Below are 26,102 nucleotides of genomic sequence, written 5' to 3'. Positions count from 1 at the left end.
CTACTTTTTTCTATCCGAAGTCTGGTTTGCACCTTTACGTACACAAGTTTTTTTGTGCGATTAAATCAATTATATTTAACCCAAAATAAAGTAGTTTTAGAATTAATTTTAAATTCTAGACAGATTTCCGTTAGGAAGAATTATTGCTAGAATAAGGTAAGATTGAAAAATGCAAAAAAAGAATGAACGCTAACAATCAGCTATCAAATTTAATCACTCAATATAAGACTGACAATCAATCAGTTTATAGGACTTGGTTTATTAACAACGAAGAGCGACTTAAAGCATTCCGAACAATTCGCAGGGGCGTAATTCAAGTAATTGAAGAAATAAAAAGCAATACTTTCCCAAATGACTTCAAAGGTTCTTCACTTGAACTTGTATTAGGTAGTATAGCAGAACAAAAACAAATTTTTGTAGGAGTTGCACATCCATTTTATTGGAAACCAAAATTAAGAATACCGGATATTTACGAAAATCAATTAAATAAAATTGCGTTTGGGCAATTTTTAGACAATTGCATAAAAGCGAGGACCGAAAAACAAATTGTAGATGAAATTATTAAACTTGACAATCTTAAAATAAAAGGATTAGGGCCGGCCGTTGGAAGTATTTTATATTTTCTACACCCAACCTTAATGCCACCATTTAATACTGCGATCTTGAATGGATTTAATAAAGTTTTCAAAGACAATAAAAAGTTAGGCTCTTGGACAGAATACTTGAAAATACGGGAAGTTTTAATTCAGAAAAACACTCAACATAGGCATGAATTATCGAATGACTTAGGTGCTATTGCGGGTTTAATGTTTGAGGTTGGAAGTCAGAAATTGGTTTTAGGAAATGATGAATATCTATCTGAAATTGATAGAAAAAAAATTGAAGCTTTAATAACCAAAAGACAAATAGAAGTACAAGCTGAAAAAGAAGACGAAAACTTACATTCCGAAATGCAATATCTCCTATTGAAAATAGGAAAGGCATTAGGTTACGATGTAATTACTGCAATAAATGATAAATCAAAAACATATAATGGGTGCAATTTTTCATTTTTATGTAAGCCGAATTTCCCTAAAATGAAAGTTGATGCAGACACTTATTCTACTATTAAAATGATAGATATATTATGGTTTGAAAAAGGAACAGATAATGTGATTGCAGCATTCGAAGTTGAAAAATCTACCAGTATCTATTCTGGAATTTTAAGACTGACAGACTTGTCATATTCAGTTGCAAATGGTAACGAAAAGTTTTTTTTAATAGTACCGGACAAACGAGAGAAAGATGTCTGTATGCAACTACAACGACCCGTCATCAAAGCAATTAAAACACCAATTCATTACATTCTTTTTTCAGATTTACGACAAAATTGTGATGCAATATGTAAATTTGGAAATGGACACCAATCAATGGATAAAATATGCAAAAAAATAGATTGACTACTGCCAACAGTTAAGGTTTCCTTTGGTTGGCATAAAACCACAATGAGGTTGCGCTTTTTTTGATGTCATTTTGTCGATAAGTTTTAGCGTTGAAAGTCGTTTTTTTATCAATGCATTGCATGCGGCCATCAATTATTGCTATCTGAGGGAAGATGCCTAAATAAATCTTAATGAGATCGTGGGATCAACAAAAATACCTCTGAAGTGTGTCCAGAGGTAATAGAACTCTACTTAATCTTAACGTTACAGGAAAATCGGAGCAGAGCTCCGAGTAAGTAAACAAAAAGGGATTTAGTTACATTTTCATAGTAGTGTCTGGCTTCATTTTCATGTCTTTCATCTTCATGCCCTTCATTTTCTTACCTTTCATAGGCATCATCATCCCATCCATGTCCATAGACTGACCATTTTTCATCATCATAGTTTTACCATCTTTCATTTTCATGTTACCATCCATCATTACCATGGTGCCGTTAGACATGGTCATGTCTTTCTTCATCATCATGGTTTTACCGTCTTTCATCACCATCATCTTTCCGTTTTTCATCATCACACAATCGTGCATTTTTGAATCACTTTTTTTCGTTTGTGCCATTGCGCTAAAGCTGATTGCCATAACGAATAGGGCCATTAATACCTTTTTCATATTTTTATGTTTTAATTTAATATATAACAAAGAGAAAGTTGTTAAGTTTCAATATAATTTCCTAGGGTTAGATTTCATTGTTGCCACTTACTCATACGAGCGCTATTCAAGTAGCAGTATTTAAGAATATTTTTAACCAGGTAAGGCAGAGGACAGTTTAAATAACTGCTTTCTAAAAAAAAGTAGGTAATAATAGTAAACCGATGCGATTCCTCCACTGGCACGCGGCCTAAACGCATTTATCGGAAAGCTTTGGCATATTACTTCCAATGCTTTAGGCCTATTAATTAAAAATTTTTAACCGTTTATTTCTCCATACGCGCAAGAATTGCCTTCATTTCTGCGATTTCTTTTTTCTGAGCTTCAATGATGCCGTCAGCTAGTTTTCTTACTTCTGGATCTTTGATGTTGGCGTTTTCACTCGTCATTATGGCCGAAGAGTGGTGAGGAATCATCGCTTTCATGTATTGTTCGTCTCCAACTGGGGTTTGCGTTCTCAAAGCCGTGAGCACAAGACCAAAAACGACTACGCTTCCTATAATAATCAAATTGTTTGTTTTTTTATTTGGATACATGTTGCCCATCATCGAAAGCATTACAATTGCCATTAAACTTACCATCAGCAATGCCATATAAATCCTTGTTAAGCTGATGTAGAAATGATTTATATCCACAATGTTAAGGAACATAACGCCATACATTACTACGAAGGAGACCGCCATAGTTATGGCAAATTTACGGTAGCCCATGTTTTGTGATTTTTCTGTTTTAGAGGTTTGATTATCCATGTTTTTAAATTTTTATGATTATTAATTTTCTTGTTCCAATTTTTTGCCCTCAGGGCCAATGCCATATTTATACACCAGTTCTGCGCCATGATGGCCGGCGATGCTTACTGCAATAGCCGAACCCAGCAACAAAACTAAAGCTAATAGCTACACCCATTTCATCTTGATAAATAGACCTAGCAGTTTGACACATGCGGCAATTCCGCTTAGCCAGATAGTAATGTTGGCAAATTCTTCATGGCTTTCAAATATCGCCATCTGGGCGGCCGGAATATTTTCTGAGGCATGCGCATGAAACAAATTAGACGCCAATAGACTGGTGATAAAGCCTACGATTGTAAATGCGATGATGGTGTAATTGTAAGCCTTATTTTTAAAAAATAGCACACCAATTTGCATTACGGCTGCTGCCAATAGGAGGATGATCGGAAAGTGAACCACCAAAGGGTGGTAATTTGGAAATCTAACCTGAGACTCGCCGTGTTGTGTTTGCGCGAAAGCTGCAACGGTTAGAGCGGTAAATCCCGAACTTAAAATTAATTTCTTCATTGCTTTAAATTCTAATACATTACTCTTAAACCAGCTCCGTACCTGTAATCGCTATTGTAACTTGCAGATATGATTATATTTTTTTTTAATTTCTTTTATATTACCAATAATTGTCAATGTACTTTAAACCCAGTTACTCATTAAGTGTTTTTTTTAGGGGAGGCAAATTTAATAAGGTGTAACTTTTTCCCAAGGCTTGGTGATTTTCTAATCGGACAAGTAAATAACTTAAATTATCCCTGATGAGGTATAGGGAATCATCAGGGATAAAAATACAGTGGCTAAGTTTCTAATTTTAGGAAATCATTTTATGTAAGTCGAATAAAAACAAATATTAAAGTCGAGCGTAAACTTAATAAGTTAGAGTCAATCCCCCTCCAAGTCCCATGTCGCTATCGTAGTGACTTGAGACAGAGATATATTTTGTTAAGATGTACCTCGCTCCGGCAGCATATTCCTTATCTGTATTGATCATAAAATTAGCTCTGATTCTTTTAGAAACAGGAATATCCTCTCTACCGAGCTGAAATCTCAGCTTTCCATTTCCATCTATCCTGAAATCTGCCACCACAAGCATGGGTAAAGTATAAGCAACACCCGCTATCACTGTTCTTCGGTTTTCTTTATTACTTACCTGACCAAATAGATTGCGATAATCGCTACCAAAAATGTTTTTCTCATGTGGATTAACCTGCTTGTAGTGATAATCAAAACCCACATAAGGAAGGAGCCATTGGTTGCGCCCGATGTAACGACCAATCATGGTTTCACTTTCGTAACCCATTTTAGCATTTGTACCTAGATGCCATAAAGAAGTTAGTTGCCATCTCGTATTTGCAAGCATAGCCTGGCCTTCTAATCCGTTACTTTCAAACCCGGCTCTACCCATCAAATGTGGCATCTGATCATCCCAATTTAATTTTCTCTCTGCTAGTTTAGGATTAGGTATATCTGGGTTAGGTGGAGAGTTTTCATAACTGAACACCCTGCCCATCCCGCTCATCATGTGGTATAAGATATGGCAATGAAAAAACCAATCGCCACTTTCTGTTGCTGCAAACTCGACGGTATCTCGCTCCATTGGCATAATGTCCAATACATTTTTCATCGGAGCATTTTCGCCTTCCCCATTAATTACCCTAAAATCATGGCCATGTAAGTGCATAGGATGGCGCATCATGCTGTTGTTATAAAATATGATACGTAGATTTTCTCCCTTTTTGATTAGAATTCTGTCTGATTCTGAAACTGTCTTATTATTGATAGACCATACATACCTGTTCATATTACCGGTCAACTCGAATTTTAATTCTCTCGTAGGCCCTTTACGCAGAGTTGTCTTATTCGGATCTCGCAGCATATTATAATTTAGGGTTACAATATCTGGGTTGTCAGCAGCCATATTCATACCGGACATACTATTTGTGTTCGGTATCTGCATAGAAGAAGACATTTCTTTTTTCTTTTCTGGTTTGCTTAAAGGGTCTGCGCCACTAATCTCTGGGTACATTACGGTATTCATATCCATGGTCTGGTTCTGCATATTCATGCCTTCCATCTCTACCATGTTGCCGTTCATGTCCATCATGTCGTTCATCATTTGCATCCCGGCAAAATATTTGAGTTTGGGCATTTTTTTCGCAGCTACTTTTTCACCACTTCCCAACCATAATGATGCAGATTTGGTACGGTCTTCTGGTGTTACCAAAAATTCGTAGCTCTTGTTTTCGGGAATGGTTACCACCACATCGTAAATCTCAGAAACCCCTACAATCAATCTATCAACTTCAACAGGCTCCACGTCATTGCCATCAGTACCAACCACGGTTATTTTACCACCCGCGTATTTTAACCAGAAATAGGAAGACGCACTGCCATTGGCTATTCGCAGCCTCACTTTTTCTCCTGCTTTATATTGAGGTTGTTCATTTTGATTTTTTCCATTAATCAAAAAAGCGTCGTAATAAACGTCGCTCACATCCATGGCGTTCATCCTCTTAAACTCGTTAGCTACTTTGGTTTTAAAATGACCGGACTTAATGGCTTCAGCATAGCTTTGGGTCGTACCCTTTTGAATTGCAAACCAATCTGTTGCGGCATGCAAGCTTCTGTTCACTTCCTTTGGGTTCATATTGGTCCAATCGCTCAATACAATAGGCAGGGTAGGAATGTCCCATTCTTTGCGGGCATTGATAATAAATGATCCGTACATCCCAATTTGTTCCTGCAAACCGCTATGGCTGTGATACCAATGTGTACCATGCTGTATCAGCGGAAATTTGTAAACATGTGTTTCGCCCGGTTTAATGGGCATTTGGGTAAGATTTGGAACACCATCATAGCGGTTAGGCAAAAACAATCCATGCCAATGTAAAGAAGTAGTTTCCTTTTTTAAGTTGTTGTGGACATAAATCAATGCAGTATCTCCTTCTGTGAAGGTTAATGTTGGCATAGGAATTTGACCATTTACAGCAATTGCTCTTTTAGGCTTACCACCAAAAGTTACCGTTGTATCTGCGATGTATAGATCATACCTTACCGTACGAGGGGGAAAACGATGGGTGATGTGTTTGATTGGCCCTAAATTGGCTTTTGCAGTTTTAATGTTTTCTGCATTCGCACCATTATTATCGCCCATCTGCATACCGTCCATGCTATCCATTTTTTCGTCTTTTGAGGAATTCGCCGGCATTGCTTTCCCAGAAGTATCTTTTTTAGACATCTGCATATCACCCATTTTCATCCCACCCATGGCACTCATTTTTGCTGCTGGCTTTGATACAGTGGTTGGTTTAGCCATCGATTTTTTAGACTTTTCTTTTACCAGTTTCATGCCGCATTTAGGGCAATTACCCGGTTTATCCGCATGAATTTCAGGATGCATCGGACAGGTGTAAGAAACTTTCTCCTCCTGTTTGTTTTTCTCCGCTGGCATCTTCATGCCAGCCATGTTCTGCTGGGCAAACGAGACTTGCACTATGCAAGTCATCATTAACAGTATAATTATTTTTTTCACTGTTTAGTCTCTAAGTGCCAGGCTATCTTTCATTGAGCTGGCCCATTTTTTTAAATTCATTTTATCTCCATTTGAAAGAATGGCGTTTTTATGTATCAGGGTATAAGAGGGCAATGGCATAGTGCCATCGTCTATACTATTGATGATTGATTTTAACTTGCTTTGTTGCCTACGCTTTGAATAACTTCCAAACTCACTAAAGTTCAGTTCTTCTTTTCCTTTTTTAATATGTGAAGCCAACCACCATCCACCTGGTTGTATTTTCGAATACCATGGATATTCGGTATTGTTACTGTGGCAGTTGTAACAGGAAGTTTTCAATATCCCTTGAACATTTTTTGGTATCCCAACCACTTTAGTGATGTCTGTTTCTAAAACCTGCCCATTTTTATTTGGGGCAGGCTGAATAAATTGGATGGCAATAACAACAATCAATAAGGCCAATAGTCCTATTTTGATTCTTTTCATTACAACGGTTAATTAAGTTCCTCTTTAACAGAACCACAGGTTAGCATAGACTTTCCTAAATACGGATTTTGGATTTCTTTGGTTTCGCTTAACCAGTTCGCCCCCTTATTATTATTGTACATTGGGCAATTGGTATAATATAATTTCTGTCCAGCTCCAGTAACTTTTGCTAAGTCATAGATATCTTTGCTAAGTGTTTCAAAATGCTCACGTTGATGCGCAATATTACCGGCATTGGCCCCAATGTGTTCGGCATGTTCCCTTGCATCTGTTTGAATATCAGCAAAAACTTTTGCCTGGGCTGCGTTTAAAGTAGTTTTATCAAAACCATCAAAGGTTTTTACCAATTCTTTCCCTGCATCAGCAGCGCCTTTGTCATCGTCTTTTGCAAATGCATTCTTCATAACCAAATAGCCTGTCAAAATACCTTTTATTGGACTGTTTGTTTCTCCTACAGTTTCATTAGATTTCATACCCATTGTTTCTGATGTTTCAGAAGATGCTTGTTGTTTTGCTCCGTCATTGTTGCAGGCAACAAAAAATATAGTGGATACTGCGATTCCGAAAATAAATGTTTTCATAATTATATAATTTATAATTGTTGTTTTAAAATTGAACGATAGTTATTTACAGCACTTTTTTATAAAAAGCGCTGTAAATAATTTTTTTAAAATTGATTTTATTTTTATCATGATCTAAAAAGTTAAGAACACCGCAGCCTCAAAACAGGCTATGGGAATAATCTATCGGGATTATTTTATTGTCTCCACCACTTTTCCGCAAGTAAGCATTGCGCTTCCAAAATATGGATTTTTTACTGTCGCGCTGTTACTCAGCCAATTCGCCCTTTTCATGGGGCAATACAGTTGGTAAACAGGATCAGCCGATAGTTTTGATTTTTTTGCAACGGCAATCATGTCAGCCGAAAGTCCGTTAAAATGCTCCCTTTGATCTTTTAGGTCTTTGCTTTGGGCAATTTTTCCTGCGTGTACCAATAGATCATCTCCTTTGTCTCCGGTTATTGTTTTTGCATCAGAGCTGTTCAAGGCTTTAACAAGTTCAGCGGCTTTTGAGGCAGCTAGGGTTGCATTACCGCCCACTAAAGCGTCTTTAATATTATAATATAAAGGCAGCAAAACAGAGGTTTGAGTTTGGTGATCTGCGTGATCATTTTGTGCAAACGTAGTTTGCACCAAGGTAGTTGCTAAGATTGCAACCATTAGAAATATCTTTTTCATTAGAATTGATTTTTAAAGTGAATAATTATAAAGCTGGGATAGATAATACTACCCCTGAAATATTAAACACTAAATCAAATCTGAAAACTTTGTATGGCTATCCTTACGTCTGGAATGGGTAAACGACAATGTCGGATTATGTACGCATTAGGAGTGTTTACGGGAAATACAGTTGAGTTTTGTACATGATAAACATTAGATGGCAAAATGAAAAACGACAGAGAGAGCAGACTGTAGTCAAATCCAGGCTGATGCAAAGTATTAGCTTTTACTAGTTTTACTACCTCATCCTTACAGCAATTGTCTTTTAAGTTCTTGGATGTATGATGATTCGCAACACCTTCAGCATGTTTATCATTGCCATGATGCTGACATTTCTTCTTTTCATGACCATGTTCAATGGAATGACTTGCGTTCTGATCAGGGTGATGCCCTTTATCAACGCTCATACTTACCCCTACAGCACAAGCAAAACCTACCACCGTATTCAAAAGGAACACAATAGTTAAAAAGGTAGCTTTAAACTGTATGAATGGACGTAATTTCATTTACTATCTCCTAATTACAAACTTATCAAGGATAAGTAGGTAAATCTTTAACAAAGATAGATTATAGCAACTTATATAAGTTGTATAATTCCGTGAAATTTTTGTATTTTTCATTGGTCTCATTCGATTAATGGTATGATATATACGTTATTTACCTGTGGTATGATATATACGTTATTTACCTGTAACTCGGTTATAAGAATATAAGAATTGATAACACGCCCGAAACTAAAAAAAATACTTTGCACTTTTTAAGGATAGAATATAAATAAGCAAAGGTAAAATCATGAACTGCAAACTGCTGGATAAATCTTAGTAGGAAAATTATATCTCTTTTTTGATGCCTCTTGGACGACAATGCTCAAAATTGAAGGTTACATTTTTTCTATCAATGCCTTGGGTGTGGTTGTTGTTTATGGCCATACAAAAGAAATATCCAGCAAAAAATTACTACAGAAAACTCATCCTAATGATGGCTTTAGAAAGGACTAAAAACCTACAGCATTAAGAGTTGGTCTCAACAAACAGTGGTTTGCTTGAGGAACTCCTTTTGCTTGGTTGTTCGAAACGTCAACTAAGAGAACCGTGAAATCATTCTATTGACAAGTTTCTCACGAGAAAAATGATTTATTAGATTAGGACTAAATTTAAACGCTTGGTTTATTGAACATATAAATTTTTCCATGTAAGAATACCTTACCCATTTTCTCTTGTAATCCCATTTTTCTGTAGCTTGGGTTAATCTTATCCTTTTGATGAAGCCAAATTTAAGACTCTTTGTTTCTATTAATGAGTTTCAGTTTAGTTAAGGCGGCTTTGCCATGATTTGCATAAATCAGTATAACGATTATCTATAAGATATTAGTTTGGCACATCCGTCCACTGGCCTTTTGTAGAGGCAATAAAAGATGTAGTGGGGAGCGGAGCAAGACGCTGAGGCAAAAAAATACTACCCAGAGCGCAGCGACGGGTGGAGATTTATTTGTCCAGACCCGAAGGGCTCGGCCTTGCCCGCCGAAGGGATTTACCTTTGCCTCGGCAAAAAAGCCATATGGAGTTTCGAGAAGTGTTTCTTATCTGTCTTGATTGGGATTTGTTTTTTTTAAAGGCTGGATGGCCGGAATACAATGTAGGTCATTGATCCGAGCAATTAAATAAGTTTCAGATCGGAACTGCGGCTGCCGCTATGGAGCGGCACATGGTATCCGAAGGGCATCGGTTTCTTTGGGGCACGAAATGTGACCGATGGTTTCGATCTGAAACGATTCATAAAATGCATTTAATTCCAATATTGATCACATTTTCATATTAGCTCTTTTGTATCATTTACTTTTTAGCAATGCTTAGTATTTATGGGTGGTTTCTGTGTCTTATCCTAGAGCCTGCGTATCGGAGTTTGCAAACCGAGATAATCCGGTGGGCAACACTTAGCCCAAAACCTATTTCTTTGGGACTTTGCGCCTAAGTTTCTTTGTATTGTCCTTTGCTTTTTCATAGTCCATTCCTGCCTGGCGTTCTTTTGCCTGTGCTGTCAGCAGCTGTTCCCGTTCAAGAATGTTTTTTTCTGCCTTTTTCATAAGCGACTCCCTATTCTGAAGATATAACGAATCAATGACAAGTGCCATTAAAGGATCACTTCCCCTGACCACCCTGAACTTTTCAGCCTCCGTTGTAATTTCTTGTCTGTTAAATCCAAGAAAGAGGAGTCCACCAAACGAAAGTGCCATGGTTATGAAGACAATTGCTGCTCCTATAAAATATGGTCTTGATCTGAGATCAAAATTATGGTGGTGCCTCACCGGTATAATTTCGGGGACACTAGTTGCATTTTCTATCAATTGCTGAAGCTGTTTGGTTATTGTCTCTAAACTCTTAACGTTTTCCTGTTGATCAAGTACCTCTATAATCTTTGACAGAAGTTTTTCATAATTGGGAATCGGCCTCGCCACTATGAAATCAAGCTGTTCCTGCTGTGTTTTTGATCGGGTAATAAAAAGTTCCAGGAGCTCCTCTATGTGCTCCAGTTTTTCTTCTGTTTTTTCCATGATTTTTTAGTGTTAATTTATCTTCGCATACCCATATTTCTTTCCTGTTCTTCACCCTTCTTTTTCTTTTTCTTCGGTCTTGGTTCGGGATCTGCCACTATCGGCGAACAGCCGGGTTCCAATAGAATATCCAATAAGTTTTTTGTGGATGGTTCTTTGCTCCAATTAGACGATGGCGTTTCTATATAACCTGATTTGACTTCTGTCTCCATAGTTTTTGTTGCGCTCTGAATTGCAGCGTGCTGATTGAAATACCCATCAATCTTTCCAAAACTCAGGGATCTATCAAGCTCCGAGCCTTTGAAATTGAATTCCCCTGAGCGAAAGGAGATTCCCTGAACTACATCCGTTTGCCCCTTGTATTTAAATGACAATGTAATTCCAACTTTGGATAGCTGTTGCTCAAAGCTGTTCCAGTTTTTACTTATTGATTTGGCTCTTTTCACCTGATCGAATACCTTGTATTTTTCCCTATCGGTACCCTTGAGCGCTTTTCTATTTACCTGTGACTTATCGCTGGCAATGAACAGGCCGTGGCTCATCGTGATGGTTTTGCAGGCCGCCATATTCTTCTTAAACTGGAACTGATCTGAGATGGTTTTTCCATTATTGTCGACCCTGTTATAGATGATGTGCAGATGCGGATGGTGATTGTCCGTGTGCTGAACGATAAGTAGCTGGGTATCTTTGATCGTCATCAGTTTTAGGTATTCCATTGCCATGTTCAACATCTTTTCGGGATTCAGCAGATGGAGATCTCTTTCACTCCAGTTCAATGAAATATGCCCGACCGCTTTTGAGAGTTCTGGATTGGCCATTCGCTGGATATTGAAATCCTGTATCGTACCGGAAATTTTGTCCATCCTTAACCCATCGCTATGTAGCAGTATAGCATCCTTTTTCTCCACCACATACCTCACGCAACCGCCAAAACTTTTTCCGATCACTATTTTCCCTATCATTCGTTTATCAACTTTTTGATCAGTGCATCTATCTCGGCAATCAGTTCCCTACATTTCTTTTGCACCAATAATATCCCCTGTTGATGTGCAAGTTTAGTGAGCTGGTTCAGATTGTTCGCCATACCTGACAGAACCCTGAACTGTTGAAGATCTTCGGCACTCAACCTTGGGGTTATCCTTGCTGATTTTGCGGATTGCCGGCACCATTCACTTACCCTCATCCCTGCCTTCTTTGCCTTTTCCCGGATCATAAAATACTCAGTTTTGGTGAGGCGGATCCTGATACCGGTTTCTTTCTTGATTTTCTTTATCGGCCTACCCCCCATTTTTTTGGGCAGATCTATTTTATTTTCCCGAGGTTCCATACATTTTCCTTTTCCTACTTTTTGCGACCATCGGGAGTAAAAAGACAAGTTCTTTTTCGCAGGGCGAAAAAGGTTTTTGTGTAACAAAAACACAAACTTGCTCCCTACCGATGGCCAATAAATAGTCATGGTTTACAAAGTCATTTTAAGTGTCAAAACAACTGGCTATTGTTTACTTTGAAACCAAGTTAATATTGTTTTTTATTTGAAAGTTTGGCATATTTTATAGATTGAGAATTTACATTTGGTAACGGTTTTAGAAACTCGAGAAATAGAAATTGTCGTTCCCTTAGATTATTTTCCTTCGATAGATTTCAGGTTTATCCCCTCAAATTTGCTTTTCAGAAGGGCCATATCTTGGGACAGTTTCAGATCAAGGATTTTGGCGTAATGTTGTGTCGTCTTGATATCGGTATGCCCCAACATCTTGCTCACTGATTCAATAGGTACGCCGTTTGCGAGTGTTACCGTTGTGGCAAAAGTATGCCTTGCGATATGAAAGGTAAGTTCCTTGTCGATATTGCAAGCAGTTGCAATCTCTTTTAGGTAGTTATTGGTCTTCTGGTTACTCGATACGGGCAATACGCGTGAATGATCTGCGCAAAGCGGATGGTCTTCATATTTTTCCAGAATGTCCAGAGCGGCTCTTAGCAAAGGAACCTTTACCTGAGTCTTGGTCTTTTCCCGGTAAGTGATAATCCATTTTTCAGATTTATCATCAGTTACGATTTCTGTTTTTTTAAGCTTGACAACGTCAACATAGGCAAGCCCCGTAAAACAGCAGAATAAGAATATATCGCGTACCTGGCTAAGCCTGTTGAATTTAAAGTCGTGGTTTGCAATGCGCTGGATCTCGTCCATATTCAAGAATTCCCTTACCACTTTCTTCAATTTTACTTTATATAACAAAAATGGGTTCTTTTCCATCCAACAATTTGCCAGACAGATCAAAACAATTTTTTTGAAGTTCTTTACGTATTTGACCGTTGAATTGTTGGCGCAGTTTCGGACGCTTCGCAGATAGTAATCATAGGCAGTCACAAACTCATGGTCGATATTCTTCAATGTTACATCGTCCGTCTGGTATTTCCATTTGATGAACGCTGCCGTATGACTATAACTGGTCTCATACCTCTGCACGGTACCTTTGGCAAAGCCTTTCCCTATCAGAGATCTTATTTCCAGATTATGAGTACGGAAGACGCCCAAAATTGTTTTTTCAGGCATAACGATGGGTAAAACCCATTCGTCAAACATAAATGCTTTAAGTCCCGACGAGGTAATGGTTAATTGTTTACCCTCCATTTCCCGACATGCAGTATGAGTCTTAACCTCTAATGCTTTTAGGCATGAGTTGATACTTCGGACTTGCTCACTGCTGCCGATTACTTTTTGGCTCTGATTGTTCCATTTGGTCGGGTCGATGCACCGTTTTGAAGAAATGTCTGTTCGTAGACCTTCAATGGTGATACGTAAATAGATAGGCACGAGGCCATCGGCATTGACTTTCGATTTTTTCAGGAAGAAAAATAGTCCCATTCTCTTGTTCATCGCAATAAATTTGAATAAAATTAGCTAATTGCGTTGTCGCCGTCAAGATGTTTAAGAATTGAACATCTTGACGGTCAATAACTTAAAAGGATTAAGGTGCCCCAAGCGGTGCTGGTGTAAAAGGACACCTAATGGCGCACCTCAGCATGCGATAAATTGTATGGTTTTGCTATAGGTTTACAAACGAAAAACGCCTTAAACATAAGTTTAAAGCGTTTTGTTGTATTTTGATAACACATTGGCGGAGAGGGCGGGATTCGAACCCGCGGTACCGTTGCCAGTACGACAGTTTAGCAAACTGTTCCTTTCGGCCACTCAGGCACCTCTCCAATTTAAATTACTTGCCGATTGATTTTGCTTAAATTCAAGCCCTTTCGGCGGCACAAATATAGCAAAACAAGCTATTGTACAAAAAAAAATCGTTACACTTCTTGGTAATCTATTCTCACATGGTAAATACTCATCAGCATGGTCTTGAATATCAATTTGATAGTCTCAATATCTTTTAATGTTAAATCGCAATTATCAAGTTGCTTCTGCTCCAATTTGTAGTCAATAATGCGTTCAACCAGCTCATTTATCTTCGGGGCATCCGGATTTTTCAGACTCCTAGAGGCAGCTTCTACCGAATCTGCCAACATTAAAACACCTGTTTCTTTGCTAAAAGGTATCGGACCAGGATAACGGAAAATGTTTTCATCTACAAATTTTTCCGGTGAGTTTTTAAGAAAAGATTGATAAAAATAATCTACGCGGGTGTTGCCATGGTGCGTACGAATAAAATCTACAATCACTTCTGGAATCTGGTTTTTCCTTAAAATCTCTATTCCTTTATGCACGTGTTGGATAATAATCTGAGCACTTTGTTCATAAGGCAACTTATCGTGCGGATTGGTGCCCGTGTTTTGGTTTTCTATAAAATATTGAGGATTATCTACTTTGCCTATGTCGTGATACAATGCTCCTGCCCTAACCAATACAGAATTACCTCCAATTTTAAAGATGGCAGCTTCGGCCAAGTTGGCTACCTGTAAGGAGTGTTGAAAAGTACCGGGAGCCTTAAATCCAAGTTCTCGTAGGAGTTTCGTATTTGTATTGGTTAATTCAATTAAGGACACGTCGGACGTAATGCCAAACACCCGCTCAAATACGTAAATGAGTGGATAGGCCAATAGCGTTAACAACACACTAAAGATAAATGGAATAAAATTAATCCATTCAATGTCTTTAAAAGACCCTTCGCGTAAGAGCGCAATGCCCAAAAAAGAAACAAAATAGGCCAAAAGAATGTAAACAGCCGATAAAAGAAACCGCTCCCGCTGTATAAAATTCTTAATGCTAAAAATAGCCACCATCCCGGCAGTAACTTGGTAAAACACAAACTCAAAACTATTCGCAACGAAAAAACCTGCGATTAAAACAACCAATAGGTGCTGATAAAGGGCCAAACGAGTATCAAAGAGAATCCTAATAATTATAGGCACAATACAAAACGGGATGTAGTAAATGCTAACTATATTTAATCGTAACGCCCAAGTAAGCAACACCAACATGATGGTGGTAATCATTAAAATAAGCGAAAGCTGTCTATTATCTGAGAATATATCCTTTCTAAAAAGATAAAGAAATGAGATCAGTATCGTTAATATGAACGTTACCAATAAAATCTGCCCGATGTAAACGAGTGTTGGACTTCCTACTATTTTTGTTTGCGCATCATAGGCTTCCTTATACGATTCTAGTTTTTGAAAAATATCGTCATCAATCACATCATTTTTCGCCACAATTAGCTCACCTCTTTGCACCATTCCTTTGGTGGTAGAGACACTATTTACCCTATTGTCTAGCACAACTTGAGTCAGCCGCTCGTTAAAAGTAATGTTAGCCGTTAAATGATCTTCGGCTAAATTGGTCATTAAATCCAAAATGACCTGATCGCTTGTTTTAAAATTCTTTTTAAAATAGTTTAAAGCAGATTCGGTTGTAAAAACATCTTGACTGTTCTTTTGTGACTCAACATTGTCTTCCAACAAAGAAAAATCATAATCTTTGTCGCCTTTTTGATGCTTTGCACTTAACGCAATAATTCCTTTGGCATAAATATTCTTTAAAAGTTTGGCACCCTCTGATTTGTAAATTACCTTACTTTTTGCACTCAATTCAGAACTTTGCCACCTCACATCAAACTCATTTAAAAAGCCATCCAACGCTTCGGGTGAAATACTTTTATCATATTGATAGATAGGTAAAACGTCTTTTAACGCATTTTTTTTATCACTCTTTACTTGTGGAGACGTTTTTAATATGGCAAAACTAAATGGTGCAACAAGGTCTTTGTTCATCCAAACTTTCCCCTTTTCAAATTCATATCTGAAACGCGGTTGTTTTGGTAAAAAAAGCGTAACGATAAATATCGTCAACGCCATCAAAAAATATTTGATATTAGAGGAATATTTACGATATAAGATTTTCTGAGTGTTTTTTCTAATCTTAGCCAATGCAACCGAATTATAAGTTTCAAAAATAACAAAATTAAACTAGAAGCAGTTTTCCGCTTTGATTAATCACCAGACATTATTTTTTCAAATACAAAGCCGTTGTTAAAATTCTTCGAACCATTTATCTAAACATGCTGTTCTACAAAAGCAGGACGATGATAAATTACTTATCTTGCAACAGACCAAAATCTGTATTAATTTTAAATTCATGAAAGACATTGTAATAGTTTCTGCTGTTAGAACAGCTATTGGAAGTTTTGGGGGTTCTTTAGCTTCGTTTTCTGCCACCCAGCTTGGTGGTTTTGCGATTAAGGCGGCAGTAGAAAAGGCTGGTTTAAGGGCAGATCAGATTCAAGAAGTATTTATGGGAAATGTGTTGTCGGCTAATTTAGGACAGGCGCCTGCAACGCAAGCAGCAAAATATGCAGGATTACCAGATTTACCTGCCACAACAATCAACAAAGTGTGTGCAAGTGGTACAAAAGCCATTATGTTGGCTGCGCAAAGCATCGCCAATGGCGACAACCAAATTGTGGTGGCGGGCGGAATGGAGAGCATGAGCAATGTGCCCTACTATTTAGACAAAGCTAGAAATGGTTACAAATTAGGCAACGGCCAAATGATAGATGGGTTGGTAAAAGACGGGCTTTGGGATGTTTATAACGATTACCACATGGGTAGCGCAGCAGAATTATGCGCAACCGACTGCAATATTAGTAGAGAAGACCAAGACAATTTTGCCATAGAAAGTTATAAGCGGGCACAAAATGCACAGTCTAGCGGCAAGTTCACCGAAGAAATTATTGGAATAAGCTATTTAGACAGAAAAGGCGAAACGATAACCATCAACAAAGACGATGAGCCTGGAGCCGTAAAGTTTGATAAAATTCCTCATCTAAAACCGGTTTTTAAAAAAGATGGAACGGTTACGGCAGCAAATGCGTCTTCTCTAAATGATGGCGCAGCAGCATTGGTAATTATGAGTGCAGAAAAAGCGGCTGAACTAGGCATAAAGCCAATTGCTAGAATTTTAGCTTTCGCTGACGCACAGCAAGCGCCAGAATGGTTTACCACAGCTCCTTCGAAAGCCATTCCTTTAGCATTAACAAAAGCCAATGTTACCAAAGACCAGGTAGATTATTTTGAAATTAATGAAGCTTTTGCAGTGGTTTCTTTAGCCAATAATAAAAAATTAGGGCTGAATGAAGCAAGCGTAAATGTAAATGGAGGTGCAGTTGCGCTAGGCCATCCACTCGGCGCATCGGGCGCCCGTATTGTAGTTACATTACTGTCTGTTCTGAAGCAGAACAATGGAAAAATTGGAGTAGCCGGCATTTGTAATGGTGGCGGTGGAGCTAGTGCATTGGTTTTGGAAATGATACATTAATTGATTGGTATAGTTTGTGTAATGTTTTTTTTAAAGTTTGTCGGTACTTAATGTCGACATGTAAAGGAATTTTTTTTCAATGAACACGGCATTTACAAAGCCATTCTAATCATTAGCTTTCTGAGATCCACAAAATAAAAAATTTAATTCCAATGGCTTTAAAAATAATTTGGGCGTTTCCCTGAAGAGGGTCGCGCTTTACGTTCCAATCTTTTTGTTCGTTCCTCACAAAAAGGATTTCCAAGCAATACACACATGCTAGATCTTGCGCTAACGATGGGAATGACATCCTTTAATTGGCCTTAAAGCCAATTAAAGATACAATGGACAGCGTGTAAAAGCGCCCAAATAATCGTGAGAACAATCCTTAGCTAGATTAAAAGTCCTATTTAGATCATTTGGGCGTTACCCACCAAGCGGGTCTCTCTTTACGTTGCAATCTTTTTGCTCGTTCCTCACAAAAGGGAATTCCAAGCAATCGCGAACCGACGTATTATGGGGCTTAATGCAATATAAAGAACAGTTTAATAAAATACGCATGACACCCTCATCAAATATTTCGCCATTGATCGTTCGCCCTTTTAAAGATTTTTAGCTATTGCTTTATACTCGTGCTACTAATAATATGGTAATATCTGGTTCTGCTTTTCTAGTGAGTTTATGAATTTATGGGACGATTCTCCCCCATTCTTCTACCTTAAAGATTCAATAGCCAGAATAAAAGAATTTATGCTTATAATAGCGGTCACTTACGGTAAAATCGGCTTCTGGCTCAAACCCAAAAATCAGCTCAAAGATTCGTTTTACCTTCTTGAAACCTATTGTAAAAAAGCCTCATAAAGGCTGAACAAACCGATGGTATCGCTTTAATTTTAAGAAAATCCAGCACAACCAAATCTAATTAGATTACAAACCGTAATTTGCGAACAAAAATCAACAAACGATAGCTTGTGGTGATTTAAAAAAGAATGCAAAATAATAATAGATATTGCAAATTATAGTGATGAAATACAGACTTCTTTTTGCTTTAGTGTTTCCTTTGACGGTTGTATTTTCGGCAAAATCTCAACAGACATCAAAAAACTGGTTGTCGCAACAAGACAGTTTGAAAAAAATCTCGTTGAAGGTATTATCTGCGCAAAGCGATGAACAAAAGTTTGCAATCAATGGCTTGTTTGTTAAAGGGTTGGTAGAAGCATTAAAAACACCAAACTCCTTTACACTCCAGTTCGATTCCTTAAAAACAATTGCTATTGTAAAATCTCCAGACAATGCGTTCAGATTATTAACTTGGTATGTGCAACTGGCTGACGGTACTTATCGTTTTTTTGGAGCACTGCAAATGAATAATCCTAACGGTACTTTAAACCTAATTCCTCTAATAGATCAAACCCAAAACTTAACAGATCCGAACATCATTACAAGTAATAAAAATTGGTTCGGTGCAAAATATTACGAAATTATTCCCATTAGCTCATCCGCGCGTTTGCCTTATTACATTTTATTGGGATGGAAGGGAAACAATGAAAGATCTACTAAAAGAGTCATAGAAATCTTGAGCTTCAATAAAAGCGAAGTAACCTTTGGAGCGCCAGTTTTTGATGGGGGAAATTTACAGGGGAAAAACCGGTTGATTTTTGAGTACAACAAGCAAAATGCCATGACATTAAAATCTGATCTAAAAGCAGGGATGCTTGTTTTCGATCATCTGTCTGCCATCAGTGCAGATATGGAAGGTAAATTTGAGTTTTATGGCTCTGATGGACATGTAGATGGATTTAAAATTATCGGTGGGCGACTGAAACTACAGGAAAACATAAACTTGGTAAACGACGCAAGCGGAAATGATGAATTTTACATCGACCCAAAGAAAAAAACATCAGAAAACTGATTTTCTTACCAACGAGCATTAATACCTCCGCCAAAAAAAGAAACCGATTTATTGTTTTTCCAGGTTTAACAAGTCAGCTGTTTAATTGAGCAATACCATCAACGTAAACATATCCTTAAAAAGGAGCTGGTAATTTTTACGCTACATTAAAACGCCTGGGTTTGCAGGGCAGTAAAAATTTGTGAGTTTAAGTTAAGCTACCTATATTGCAATTGCTAAAAATAGACAACACACAAAAATTATTGCGAAACCAAACTTATAACCAACTAAAATTTTATGCAGGCAACACTTAATAGCCAAGACGACTTTTTTAAAGATAAAGTGTTAGGCCATCCAGCAGGGCTATTTGTACTCTTTTTTACCGAAATGTGGGAGCGATTCTCTTACTATGGCATGCGAGCTTTATTGGTAATATTCTTAACATCTTCCTTAATTGGCGAGAACGCCGGTTGGGGATGGCCGCGAGAATATGCACTAGCCATTTATGGTTCTTATACTTCTTTGGCATACCTCACCCCCATTTTGGGTGGTTATATCGCCGATAAATTAATCGGTTACCGGTGGGCAGTAATTATCGGCGCGTTTATTATGACACTCGGTCATCTTTCGATGGCTTTTGAGGCAAACCACGCTTTTCTTTACGTAGGCTTATGTTTGCTTGTTATTGGTAACGGATTCTTCAAACCAAACATGACTTCCATTTTATCACACATGTATAAAAAGCATGAGAAAAAGAAAGATGGTGCTTATACTATTTTCTATATGGGCGTAAATGCCGGCGCATTTTTAGGAATGCTACTTTGTGGATATTTAGGAGAAAATAAAGATTGGGGATGGAGTTATGGATTTGGATTGGCTGGCGTTTTTATGTTTGTTGGCATGCTACAATTCTATTTTACAAAAGATATTTTTGGCTCTATAGGCTTAAAGCCAACCAAAGAAGACGACGAAGAAACCCAAGACATGGCACAGGAAGTTTCTGGTTTACAAACAGTCGAAGCAGTAAAACAACCCTCAAGACCCGATCAGAAGAATCCATTTTCTACTTTAGATTTAATTGTCATCGCCATTATAGCTATTGTTGGATTGGTTTGGGTGATTAACGATCCTTACTCAAAAATAACCGGCTCTGGCGTATTTAACTTCACAGTAGGCGGGCTAAATGGTAGTAATTTCGCAATTCTGACGGCCCTTGCACTGTTTATTTTTATCCTCATAAAACGCGTGCTGCAATATGGGTTTCTGCTTCGCGACCGTATGACTGTGGTTATAATCTTGGCTCTAATACAAATTTTCTTTTGGGCAGCCTTTGAACAAGCCGGTGGTTCGATGTCCATTTTTGCAAAAGATTATACCGCAAGGATTTTGCAGGGTGATGCAAAAATAATTTTCAACATAGCAAATACGTTAATTACCGTTGTGCCACTAATTTTGATCACTTACGTATTGCTAAGCTTATTTAAAAGAACTTTTAAGAATTACGCCATCGGCAATATTATTTTAGGTTTAGGTTTTTTACTCATTTGGATCTTAGTAATTTATATGTTAAAAAACCAATATGCAGAAGTTAAAGCAGAAGTACCAGCTACCTGGTTTGGCGTTTTGAACTCGCTCTTCATCATCACTTTTGCACCGCTAGTCTCTAAACTCTGGGAAAGTAAATATAATCCTAGCGCAACCATGAAAAATGGATTTGGAATGATTTTACTTGGTATCGGATTCGCCGCGCTCGCATATGGTTCAAGCGCCATTCCTTCTGGCGCCAAAGTAGCGTCGGTGAGTATGGTTTGGCTAATTTTAGCTTATTTTTTCCATACGATGGGCGAACTGTTTATCTCTCCAGTAGGATTGTCTTATGTATCTAAACTCGTTCCAGGCCGCATGATCGGAATTATGTTCGGTATTTGGTATTTGGCCATCGCCATTGGAAACAAGATTGCAGGTACCATGGGCGGACAGATAGACAAAATTACAGCCGCGTATTCCATGTCTACTTTCTTTTTAATTTTTACCTTGATCCCTATAGGTATTGGCCTATTGATTATGTTATTAAACCCAATGATAAAAAGATTGATGCATGGCGTTCATTAATTTATTGGGCAAATAGCCTTCATTATGAATTTAACAGAGTCGTCCGCTCCTGAAAGTTTAGCGCAGCTAGATCAAAAACATCCCAGACAATTGTACCTGCTTTTCTTTACCGAGATGTGGGAAAGATTCTCCTTTTATGGAATGAAGGCCCTTTTATTAACCTACATGGTTACTCAATTAAATTTTGATGAACCAAAAGGTTATGCCATTTTAGGTGCTTATGCCGCACTTGTATACACCATGCCAATGTTTGGCGGGATGTTGGCAGATAAATTTCTTGGCTACCGCAGAGCGATTATGTTCGGCGGTTTTATGATGGTAATCGGTCATTTTGTGTTGGCGATCCCATCAGATTGGAGCTTTTTTTACGGAATGGCGTTTATCATCTGTGGAAATGGATTTTTTAAGCCAAACATTTCTAGCTTGGTAGGCACATTATATGCCAACAACGACCCACGAAAAGACAGCGCATTTTCTATTTTTTATATGGGCATAAACATTGGTGCGGCATTAGGTGGCGTACTTTGTGGTTATGTAGGCGAAAAAATTAATTGGCATTATGGTTTCGGCCTCGCCGGAATATTTATGGTGTTGGGCATGGTAGTTTTTTATTTCGGAAAAAGCTCTTTAAAAGACAAAGGATTGCCGCTTACAAATGCGCTGAACAAAAAAGTTTTGGGCTTTCTCAAAGTGGAATACTTAATCTATGGAGCAACGTTTTTAGCGCTTCCGCTGATCGTTACCCTATTTAACTTCTACGAATCGATGGAAGTAATTATGCTTTCACTAGCTGTGCTTTCTGTCGCTTACCTCTTGTATATTGCTTTTACTTTAGAAAAATTAGCAAGGTTTAAGTTAATCTCCGCACTTATCTTAATCGCCTCTTCTACCGTTTTTTGGGCTTTTTACGAGCAAAATGCAGGTTCTTTAAATTTGTTTGCGTTACGCAACGTCGATTTAAAAGTTTTCGGATACGAATTGCCAGCACTTTCTGTAAATAATTTCTTACCACCAGCTTGGGTAGTTCTGTTAAGTTTTTGTTTTGCTTGGCTGTGGCCTTGGCTAGCGAAGAGAAAATTAGAACCTTCTACGCCGCTAAAATTTGCGCTTTCGTTTATGTTTGTTGCTGTAGGTTTTTTTGTGTTTTATCTTGGCTGCCAAGCAAGTTTAGGAACGGGCTTAATAAGCTTAACCGCTTTCGTAATGGGGTATTTTTTTATCATTTGTGGCGAAATGTGCTTGTCTCCAGTCGGCTTATCTATGGTTACCAAATTATCTCCTGCAAATATTGTGGGCATGGTAATGGGCATCTGGTTTTTTGCAACCGCTATTGGAGAGTTTTTAGCGGGTAAAATAGGCGCTATGATGAGTGTACCTAAAAGTGTGGTTGCGCAAAATAATCCCGTGACCTCGCTACCGTACTACTCAGACATTTTATACCAGATTGCATTATACAGCGCTGGCATCGGCATTTTATTACTTTTATTGGTTCCATTGTTAAAAAGATGGATGGGTGATGTGAGGTAGGTTTGAAAAATAGGTCGTAGGTATTCGGTCATTCAACAGCTTCCGCAGGGCGATTACAAAGTTCTACCAAACCGAGATTTATAATCAAGATTGGATATTTTTTCCAATTTAATCTTTACGGACTCGAAAATACCCCTCAATTAAACTCCGCAACGCGCAAGGTAACAGCTTGGAGCGCTTGATACTTGAACACCCAATCTTTGTTCTTTGCGCCTTTATCTTTGCTCCAAACTCTTTGAAAAAACCAACATAAACGCCGTTCCAACTTCCATTTCACTCTTTACTTGGATGCTTCCTTTATGCAGCAACATAATTTGTTTGCTCAAACTTAGTCCAATACCGCTACCAGTTTTTCGAGTACTAAAAAACGGGATAAAAATTTGTTCCATAATCTCTGGAAGAATTCCCCCGCCGTTGTCACTAATTTTAACAATCGTTTTGTTAGATTCATGATATGCGGACAGCGTAATTTTTGGATTTTCTACTTCTTTAATGGCTTCAACCGCGTTGACTAATAAGTTAATAAGCACCTGCTCAATTAAATGGATGTCAGCGTCTATTACAATCTGTGGATCTTTTAAAATAATGTCCAACTCAATAGATTTTTGCTGGAAAGTTGGCTCCATCAAATCCTCTAAATTTTGAAAAAGATCTAACACCCTAATTTTTTTTGTATTGGGTTCAGTTATCTTGTTTAGATTTCTATAAGTCTCGGCAAATTTCAGCAGGCCGTTGCTTCTGCGTTCAATGGTCTCTATACCTAATTCTAAATCTTCTAGCTTTCCATCTATATTTTGCTTATGTAAAGAAGCTTCTTGAATGGTACGTTTTAACGTGGAAGCAAGCGAAGAAATCGGCGCAATGGAATTCATAATCTCATGCGTCATTACACTTAATAACTTTTGCCAAGCATTTGCCTCAGTTTCATCCAAAGCTTCATTTACATTTTGAAACGCAATCAATTTAAAAACTTCTCCGTCGGTTTGAAATGCTGTTGCCGCAATAACCACTTTAATGGTCGAAGATTCTTTACTAATGGTAATAATTTTATGCTCGCCAGCTTTAATGGCGATGCATGCGTCAAAAATGCCTGGAGCTCTTTTTTGTAAAGAGCTGATCGTTTTTAGGTAGGGAACACCCAACAAATTTTTTAAAGTTTCATTTAACCAGACGACCTCGCCAGAGCTGATTTTATAAGACAAAATTCCAGTGTCTACCAATTCTAGTATTTTTTGAAGATATACAAATTGAGTTTCGCGCTCCCTACTGATCACTTTAAAAGTACTGTTAATGTCGTTAAAACCTTGTCTTAGCGGTTGTAACTCAGAAGGTGCCTGCTTCACATTAAAATATCTAGAAAAATCTCGATAATGCACACTTTCCACAAATTGTTCAACCTCTCGTTGCGCTTTCAAATGAAAGTTGAAAATATCTACGAGTTGAAAAATAAGCACAGGAAGCACTAAAATTAGGTAGATGTATTTGCCCGTAACTAGTAAATAAGCAAGTGCAGAAAGCGTAAGCAACTGCAATATTACCCTTACTAATATCCACCATTGGTAGTTTTTAATCATGTAAAATAGATTTGAGAGATGAGGTGTGAGATATGAGACTTCATTTACAAATCATATTTACTAAGCCTTCTGTAAAGGGCTGTTCTGGTTAAACCAAGTTCTTTTGCAGCCTGTGTAATATTTCCTTGATGTTTTTCTATCGCATTGATGATGGTAATTTTCTCAACGTTACTCAGTTTCATCATGCTAGATTCGGCAATCTCTTCCTTCTTTTCAATGGGTGAAAAGATTAAATCTTCTGCGGATAATCGGCTGTCATCTGCCATAATTACAGCTCTCTCTATAATATATTGCAACTCGCGCACATTTCCAGGAAAGCTGTGCGCCATCAATTTGTCTTCTGCACTTTTGCCAAAGCTGAGTTTAGATTTTAGATATTTTTTACCATAAATGTCCGCATAGTGATTGCTCAGTAACATAATATCTTGCTTACGATTTCGCAATGGAGGCACCATAAGTTCTACGGTATTTATTCTGTAAATTAAATCTTTACGGAACTTAAATTCATCAGCCAACTCCTGCAAAGGCATATTAGTGGCGCAAATTAACCTAATATCTATTGGAATCTGTTCGTTACTTCCCAACCTCATTACCTGCCGATTCTGCAAAACCGATAGCAGCTTGACTTGTTGGTGCAGTGAGATATTTCCTATCTCATCTAAAAATATTGTCCCTCCGTTTGCAGCTTCAAATCTTCCCATACGATCTGCCCGAGCATCAGTAAATGCGCCTTTTTTATGCCCGAATAATTCACTTTCAAAGAGCGATTCAGTCAACGCACCTGCATCAACTTTTATAAAAGGCTTGTCTTTTCTAAGCGATTTATGATGGATGGATTGTGCAATTAAATCCTTTCCTGTTCCATTTTCGCCCAGTATTAAAACATTTGCATCTGTCGGCGCAATTTTTTCGATCTTTAAGAAAACATCTTTCATTGCTTCGCTATCTCCTAGCATTTGTTGTCCGCCAGAATTTTTTGCTTGCTCCGAATTTTTATTTTCAGGCGATTTTTTCTTGCCTGAAAGCGCTTCATTTATCAACCCCAACAACTTTTGGTTGTTCCAAGGTTTAATCATAAAATCTGCTGCTCCTTCCTTTAAGGACCTCACAGCAAGGTCTATCTCTCCATAAGCGGTAATCATCACCACAGCAATATCAGGTTTGGTTGCTTTAATTTTCTTTAACCAAAAAAGTCCTTCATTTCCTGTATTGATGCTGCTGTTAAAGTTCATATCCAACAATACCAGATCAAAACGAGTTCTGCTTAGCAACTGCAACATATTCTCCGGATTTTTTTCCGTCACCACCTCATTTACTTCCGTTTTTAACAACAACCTAACCGCCGTCAAAACATCTGTATCATCATCTACAACTAATATTTTTGCGTTTTTTAAGGTCATGGGATAAAAGTAATAGTGATTAGGTAACAGTTGAAAGGCATTTTAGGAAACCGGGATAGCAAAAATCTAAAGTCTCAATATGTTCAATCAGTAGAGAGGTAAATTTTGTATTTCAA

General features: G+C 37.8%; 21 protein-coding genes and 1 tRNA gene. 6 read left to right on the top strand and 16 right to left on the bottom strand.

Annotated elements, in window-relative coordinates:
- Positions 1 to 182: 182 nt before the first annotated feature.
- Positions 183 to 1,439, top strand: a complete 1,257-nt coding sequence (locus ACVWYG_RS06305) for a hypothetical protein (RefSeq protein WP_457269318.1) — start codon at positions 183 to 185, stop codon at positions 1,437 to 1,439.
- A 298-nt stretch (positions 1,440 to 1,737) separates the two neighbouring features.
- Here ACVWYG_RS06305 and ACVWYG_RS06300 read toward each other — a convergent pair whose 3' ends face one another.
- The 8 genes from ACVWYG_RS06300 to ACVWYG_RS06265 all read right to left on the bottom strand — a co-directional run bounded on the left by ACVWYG_RS06300 (position 1,738) and on the right by ACVWYG_RS06265 (position 8,695).
- Positions 1,738 to 2,088 (bottom strand): DUF6799 domain-containing protein, encoded by a 351-nt coding sequence (locus tag ACVWYG_RS06300; RefSeq protein ID WP_457269317.1) that lies wholly within the window; start codon positions 2,086 to 2,088, stop codon positions 1,738 to 1,740.
- Positions 2,089 to 2,393: 305 nt separating this feature from the next.
- Entirely contained in the window at positions 2,394 to 2,876 is a 483-nt protein-coding gene (locus ACVWYG_RS06295; RefSeq protein ID WP_457269315.1) for a DUF305 domain-containing protein, read from the bottom strand.
- A gap of 147 nt (positions 2,877 to 3,023) precedes the next feature.
- The gene (locus tag ACVWYG_RS06290) at positions 3,024 to 3,425 is read right to left on the bottom strand and encodes a hypothetical protein (RefSeq protein WP_457269314.1); all 402 of its coding nucleotides are present in this window, start codon (positions 3,423 to 3,425) and stop codon (positions 3,024 to 3,026) included.
- Positions 3,426 to 3,777: 352 nt separating this feature from the next.
- Positions 3,778 to 6,441 carry a multicopper oxidase domain-containing protein gene (locus ACVWYG_RS06285; protein WP_457269313.1) on the bottom strand — a complete coding sequence of 888 codons (2,664 nt, stop codon included), beginning with the start codon at positions 6,439 to 6,441 and terminating at the stop codon, positions 3,778 to 3,780.
- A gap of 3 nt (positions 6,442 to 6,444) precedes the next feature.
- Positions 6,445 to 6,909 carry a heme-binding domain-containing protein gene (locus tag ACVWYG_RS06280; RefSeq protein ID WP_457269312.1) on the bottom strand — a complete coding sequence of 155 codons (465 nt, stop codon included), beginning with the start codon at positions 6,907 to 6,909 and terminating at the stop codon, positions 6,445 to 6,447.
- Between the two features lie 8 nt (positions 6,910 to 6,917).
- Positions 6,918 to 7,490, bottom strand: coding sequence for a DUF3347 domain-containing protein (locus ACVWYG_RS06275; protein ID WP_457269311.1), 573 nt, complete (start codon positions 7,488 to 7,490; stop codon positions 6,918 to 6,920).
- A gap of 171 nt (positions 7,491 to 7,661) precedes the next feature.
- Positions 7,662 to 8,147 carry a DUF3347 domain-containing protein gene (locus ACVWYG_RS06270; RefSeq protein ID WP_457269310.1) on the bottom strand — a complete coding sequence of 162 codons (486 nt, stop codon included), beginning with the start codon at positions 8,145 to 8,147 and terminating at the stop codon, positions 7,662 to 7,664.
- Positions 8,148 to 8,221: 74 nt separating this feature from the next.
- Positions 8,222 to 8,695, bottom strand: coding sequence for a hypothetical protein (locus ACVWYG_RS06265; protein WP_457269309.1), 474 nt, complete (start codon positions 8,693 to 8,695; stop codon positions 8,222 to 8,224).
- A gap of 357 nt (positions 8,696 to 9,052) precedes the next feature.
- Here ACVWYG_RS06265 and ACVWYG_RS06260 point away from each other — a divergent pair, with 357 nt between their 5' ends.
- Entirely contained in the window at positions 9,053 to 9,187 is a 135-nt protein-coding gene (locus ACVWYG_RS06260) for a hypothetical protein (RefSeq protein ID WP_457269308.1), read from the top strand.
- Positions 9,188 to 10,134: 947 nt separating this feature from the next.
- Here the strand turns inward: ACVWYG_RS06260 and ACVWYG_RS06255 are convergent.
- The 6 genes from ACVWYG_RS06255 to ACVWYG_RS06230 form a co-directional block, all read right to left on the bottom strand.
- The gene (locus ACVWYG_RS06255) at positions 10,135 to 10,740 is read right to left on the bottom strand and encodes a hypothetical protein (protein WP_457269307.1); all 606 of its coding nucleotides are present in this window, start codon (positions 10,738 to 10,740) and stop codon (positions 10,135 to 10,137) included.
- 17 nt (positions 10,741 to 10,757) lie between these two features.
- Positions 10,758 to 11,702: a relaxase/mobilization nuclease domain-containing protein gene (locus ACVWYG_RS06250; RefSeq protein WP_457269306.1), complete on the bottom strand. Its 945-nt coding sequence runs from the start codon at positions 11,700 to 11,702 to the stop codon at positions 10,758 to 10,760.
- Positions 11,699 to 12,067: a plasmid mobilization protein gene (locus ACVWYG_RS06245; RefSeq protein WP_457269305.1), complete on the bottom strand. Its 369-nt coding sequence runs from the start codon at positions 12,065 to 12,067 to the stop codon at positions 11,699 to 11,701. Before ACVWYG_RS06245 ends, ACVWYG_RS06250 begins: the two co-directional genes overlap by 4 nt.
- A 294-nt stretch (positions 12,068 to 12,361) precedes the next feature.
- On the bottom strand, positions 12,362 to 13,618 hold the full coding sequence (locus ACVWYG_RS06240) for a site-specific integrase (RefSeq protein ID WP_457269304.1): 1,257 nt from the start codon (positions 13,616 to 13,618) through the stop codon (positions 12,362 to 12,364).
- A 239-nt stretch (positions 13,619 to 13,857) separates the two neighbouring features.
- Positions 13,858 to 13,947, bottom strand: a tRNA-Ser gene (locus tag ACVWYG_RS06235).
- 93 nt (positions 13,948 to 14,040) lie between these two features.
- Positions 14,041 to 16,044 (bottom strand): HD family phosphohydrolase, encoded by a 2,004-nt coding sequence (locus ACVWYG_RS06230; RefSeq protein ID WP_457269303.1) that lies wholly within the window; start codon positions 16,042 to 16,044, stop codon positions 14,041 to 14,043.
- Positions 16,045 to 16,324: 280 nt separating this feature from the next.
- Here ACVWYG_RS06230 and ACVWYG_RS06225 point away from each other — a divergent pair, with 280 nt between their 5' ends.
- The 4 genes from ACVWYG_RS06225 to ACVWYG_RS06210 all read left to right on the top strand — a co-directional run bounded on the left by ACVWYG_RS06225 (position 16,325) and on the right by ACVWYG_RS06210 (position 23,012).
- Positions 16,325 to 17,503 (top strand): acetyl-CoA C-acyltransferase, encoded by a 1,179-nt coding sequence (locus tag ACVWYG_RS06225; protein WP_457269302.1) that lies wholly within the window; start codon positions 16,325 to 16,327, stop codon positions 17,501 to 17,503.
- A 1,003-nt stretch (positions 17,504 to 18,506) separates the two neighbouring features.
- Entirely contained in the window at positions 18,507 to 19,394 is an 888-nt protein-coding gene (locus tag ACVWYG_RS06220; RefSeq protein ID WP_457269301.1) for a hypothetical protein, read from the top strand.
- A gap of 276 nt (positions 19,395 to 19,670) precedes the next feature.
- Complete coding sequence (locus ACVWYG_RS06215; protein WP_457269300.1) at positions 19,671 to 21,485, top strand: peptide MFS transporter; 1,815 nt, start codon at positions 19,671 to 19,673, stop codon at positions 21,483 to 21,485.
- Between the two features lie 24 nt (positions 21,486 to 21,509).
- Positions 21,510 to 23,012 (top strand): peptide MFS transporter, encoded by a 1,503-nt coding sequence (locus tag ACVWYG_RS06210; RefSeq protein WP_457269299.1) that lies wholly within the window; start codon positions 21,510 to 21,512, stop codon positions 23,010 to 23,012.
- Between the two features lie 215 nt (positions 23,013 to 23,227).
- Here ACVWYG_RS06210 and ACVWYG_RS06205 read toward each other — a convergent pair whose 3' ends face one another.
- On the bottom strand, positions 23,228 to 24,586 hold the full coding sequence (locus ACVWYG_RS06205) for a sensor histidine kinase (protein ID WP_457269298.1): 1,359 nt from the start codon (positions 24,584 to 24,586) through the stop codon (positions 23,228 to 23,230).
- 44 nt (positions 24,587 to 24,630) lie between these two features.
- A complete protein-coding gene (locus tag ACVWYG_RS06200) occupies positions 24,631 to 25,986 on the bottom strand; it encodes a sigma-54-dependent transcriptional regulator (protein ID WP_457269297.1) in 1,356 nt (451 codons plus the stop codon).
- Between the last annotated feature and the right edge of the window lie 116 nt (positions 25,987 to 26,102).

Source organism: Pedobacter sp. UYEF25 (genome assembly GCF_054061655.1).
Note: the sequence above shows the minus strand (reverse complement) of the source record. Positions and strands in the feature narration are given on the sequence as shown.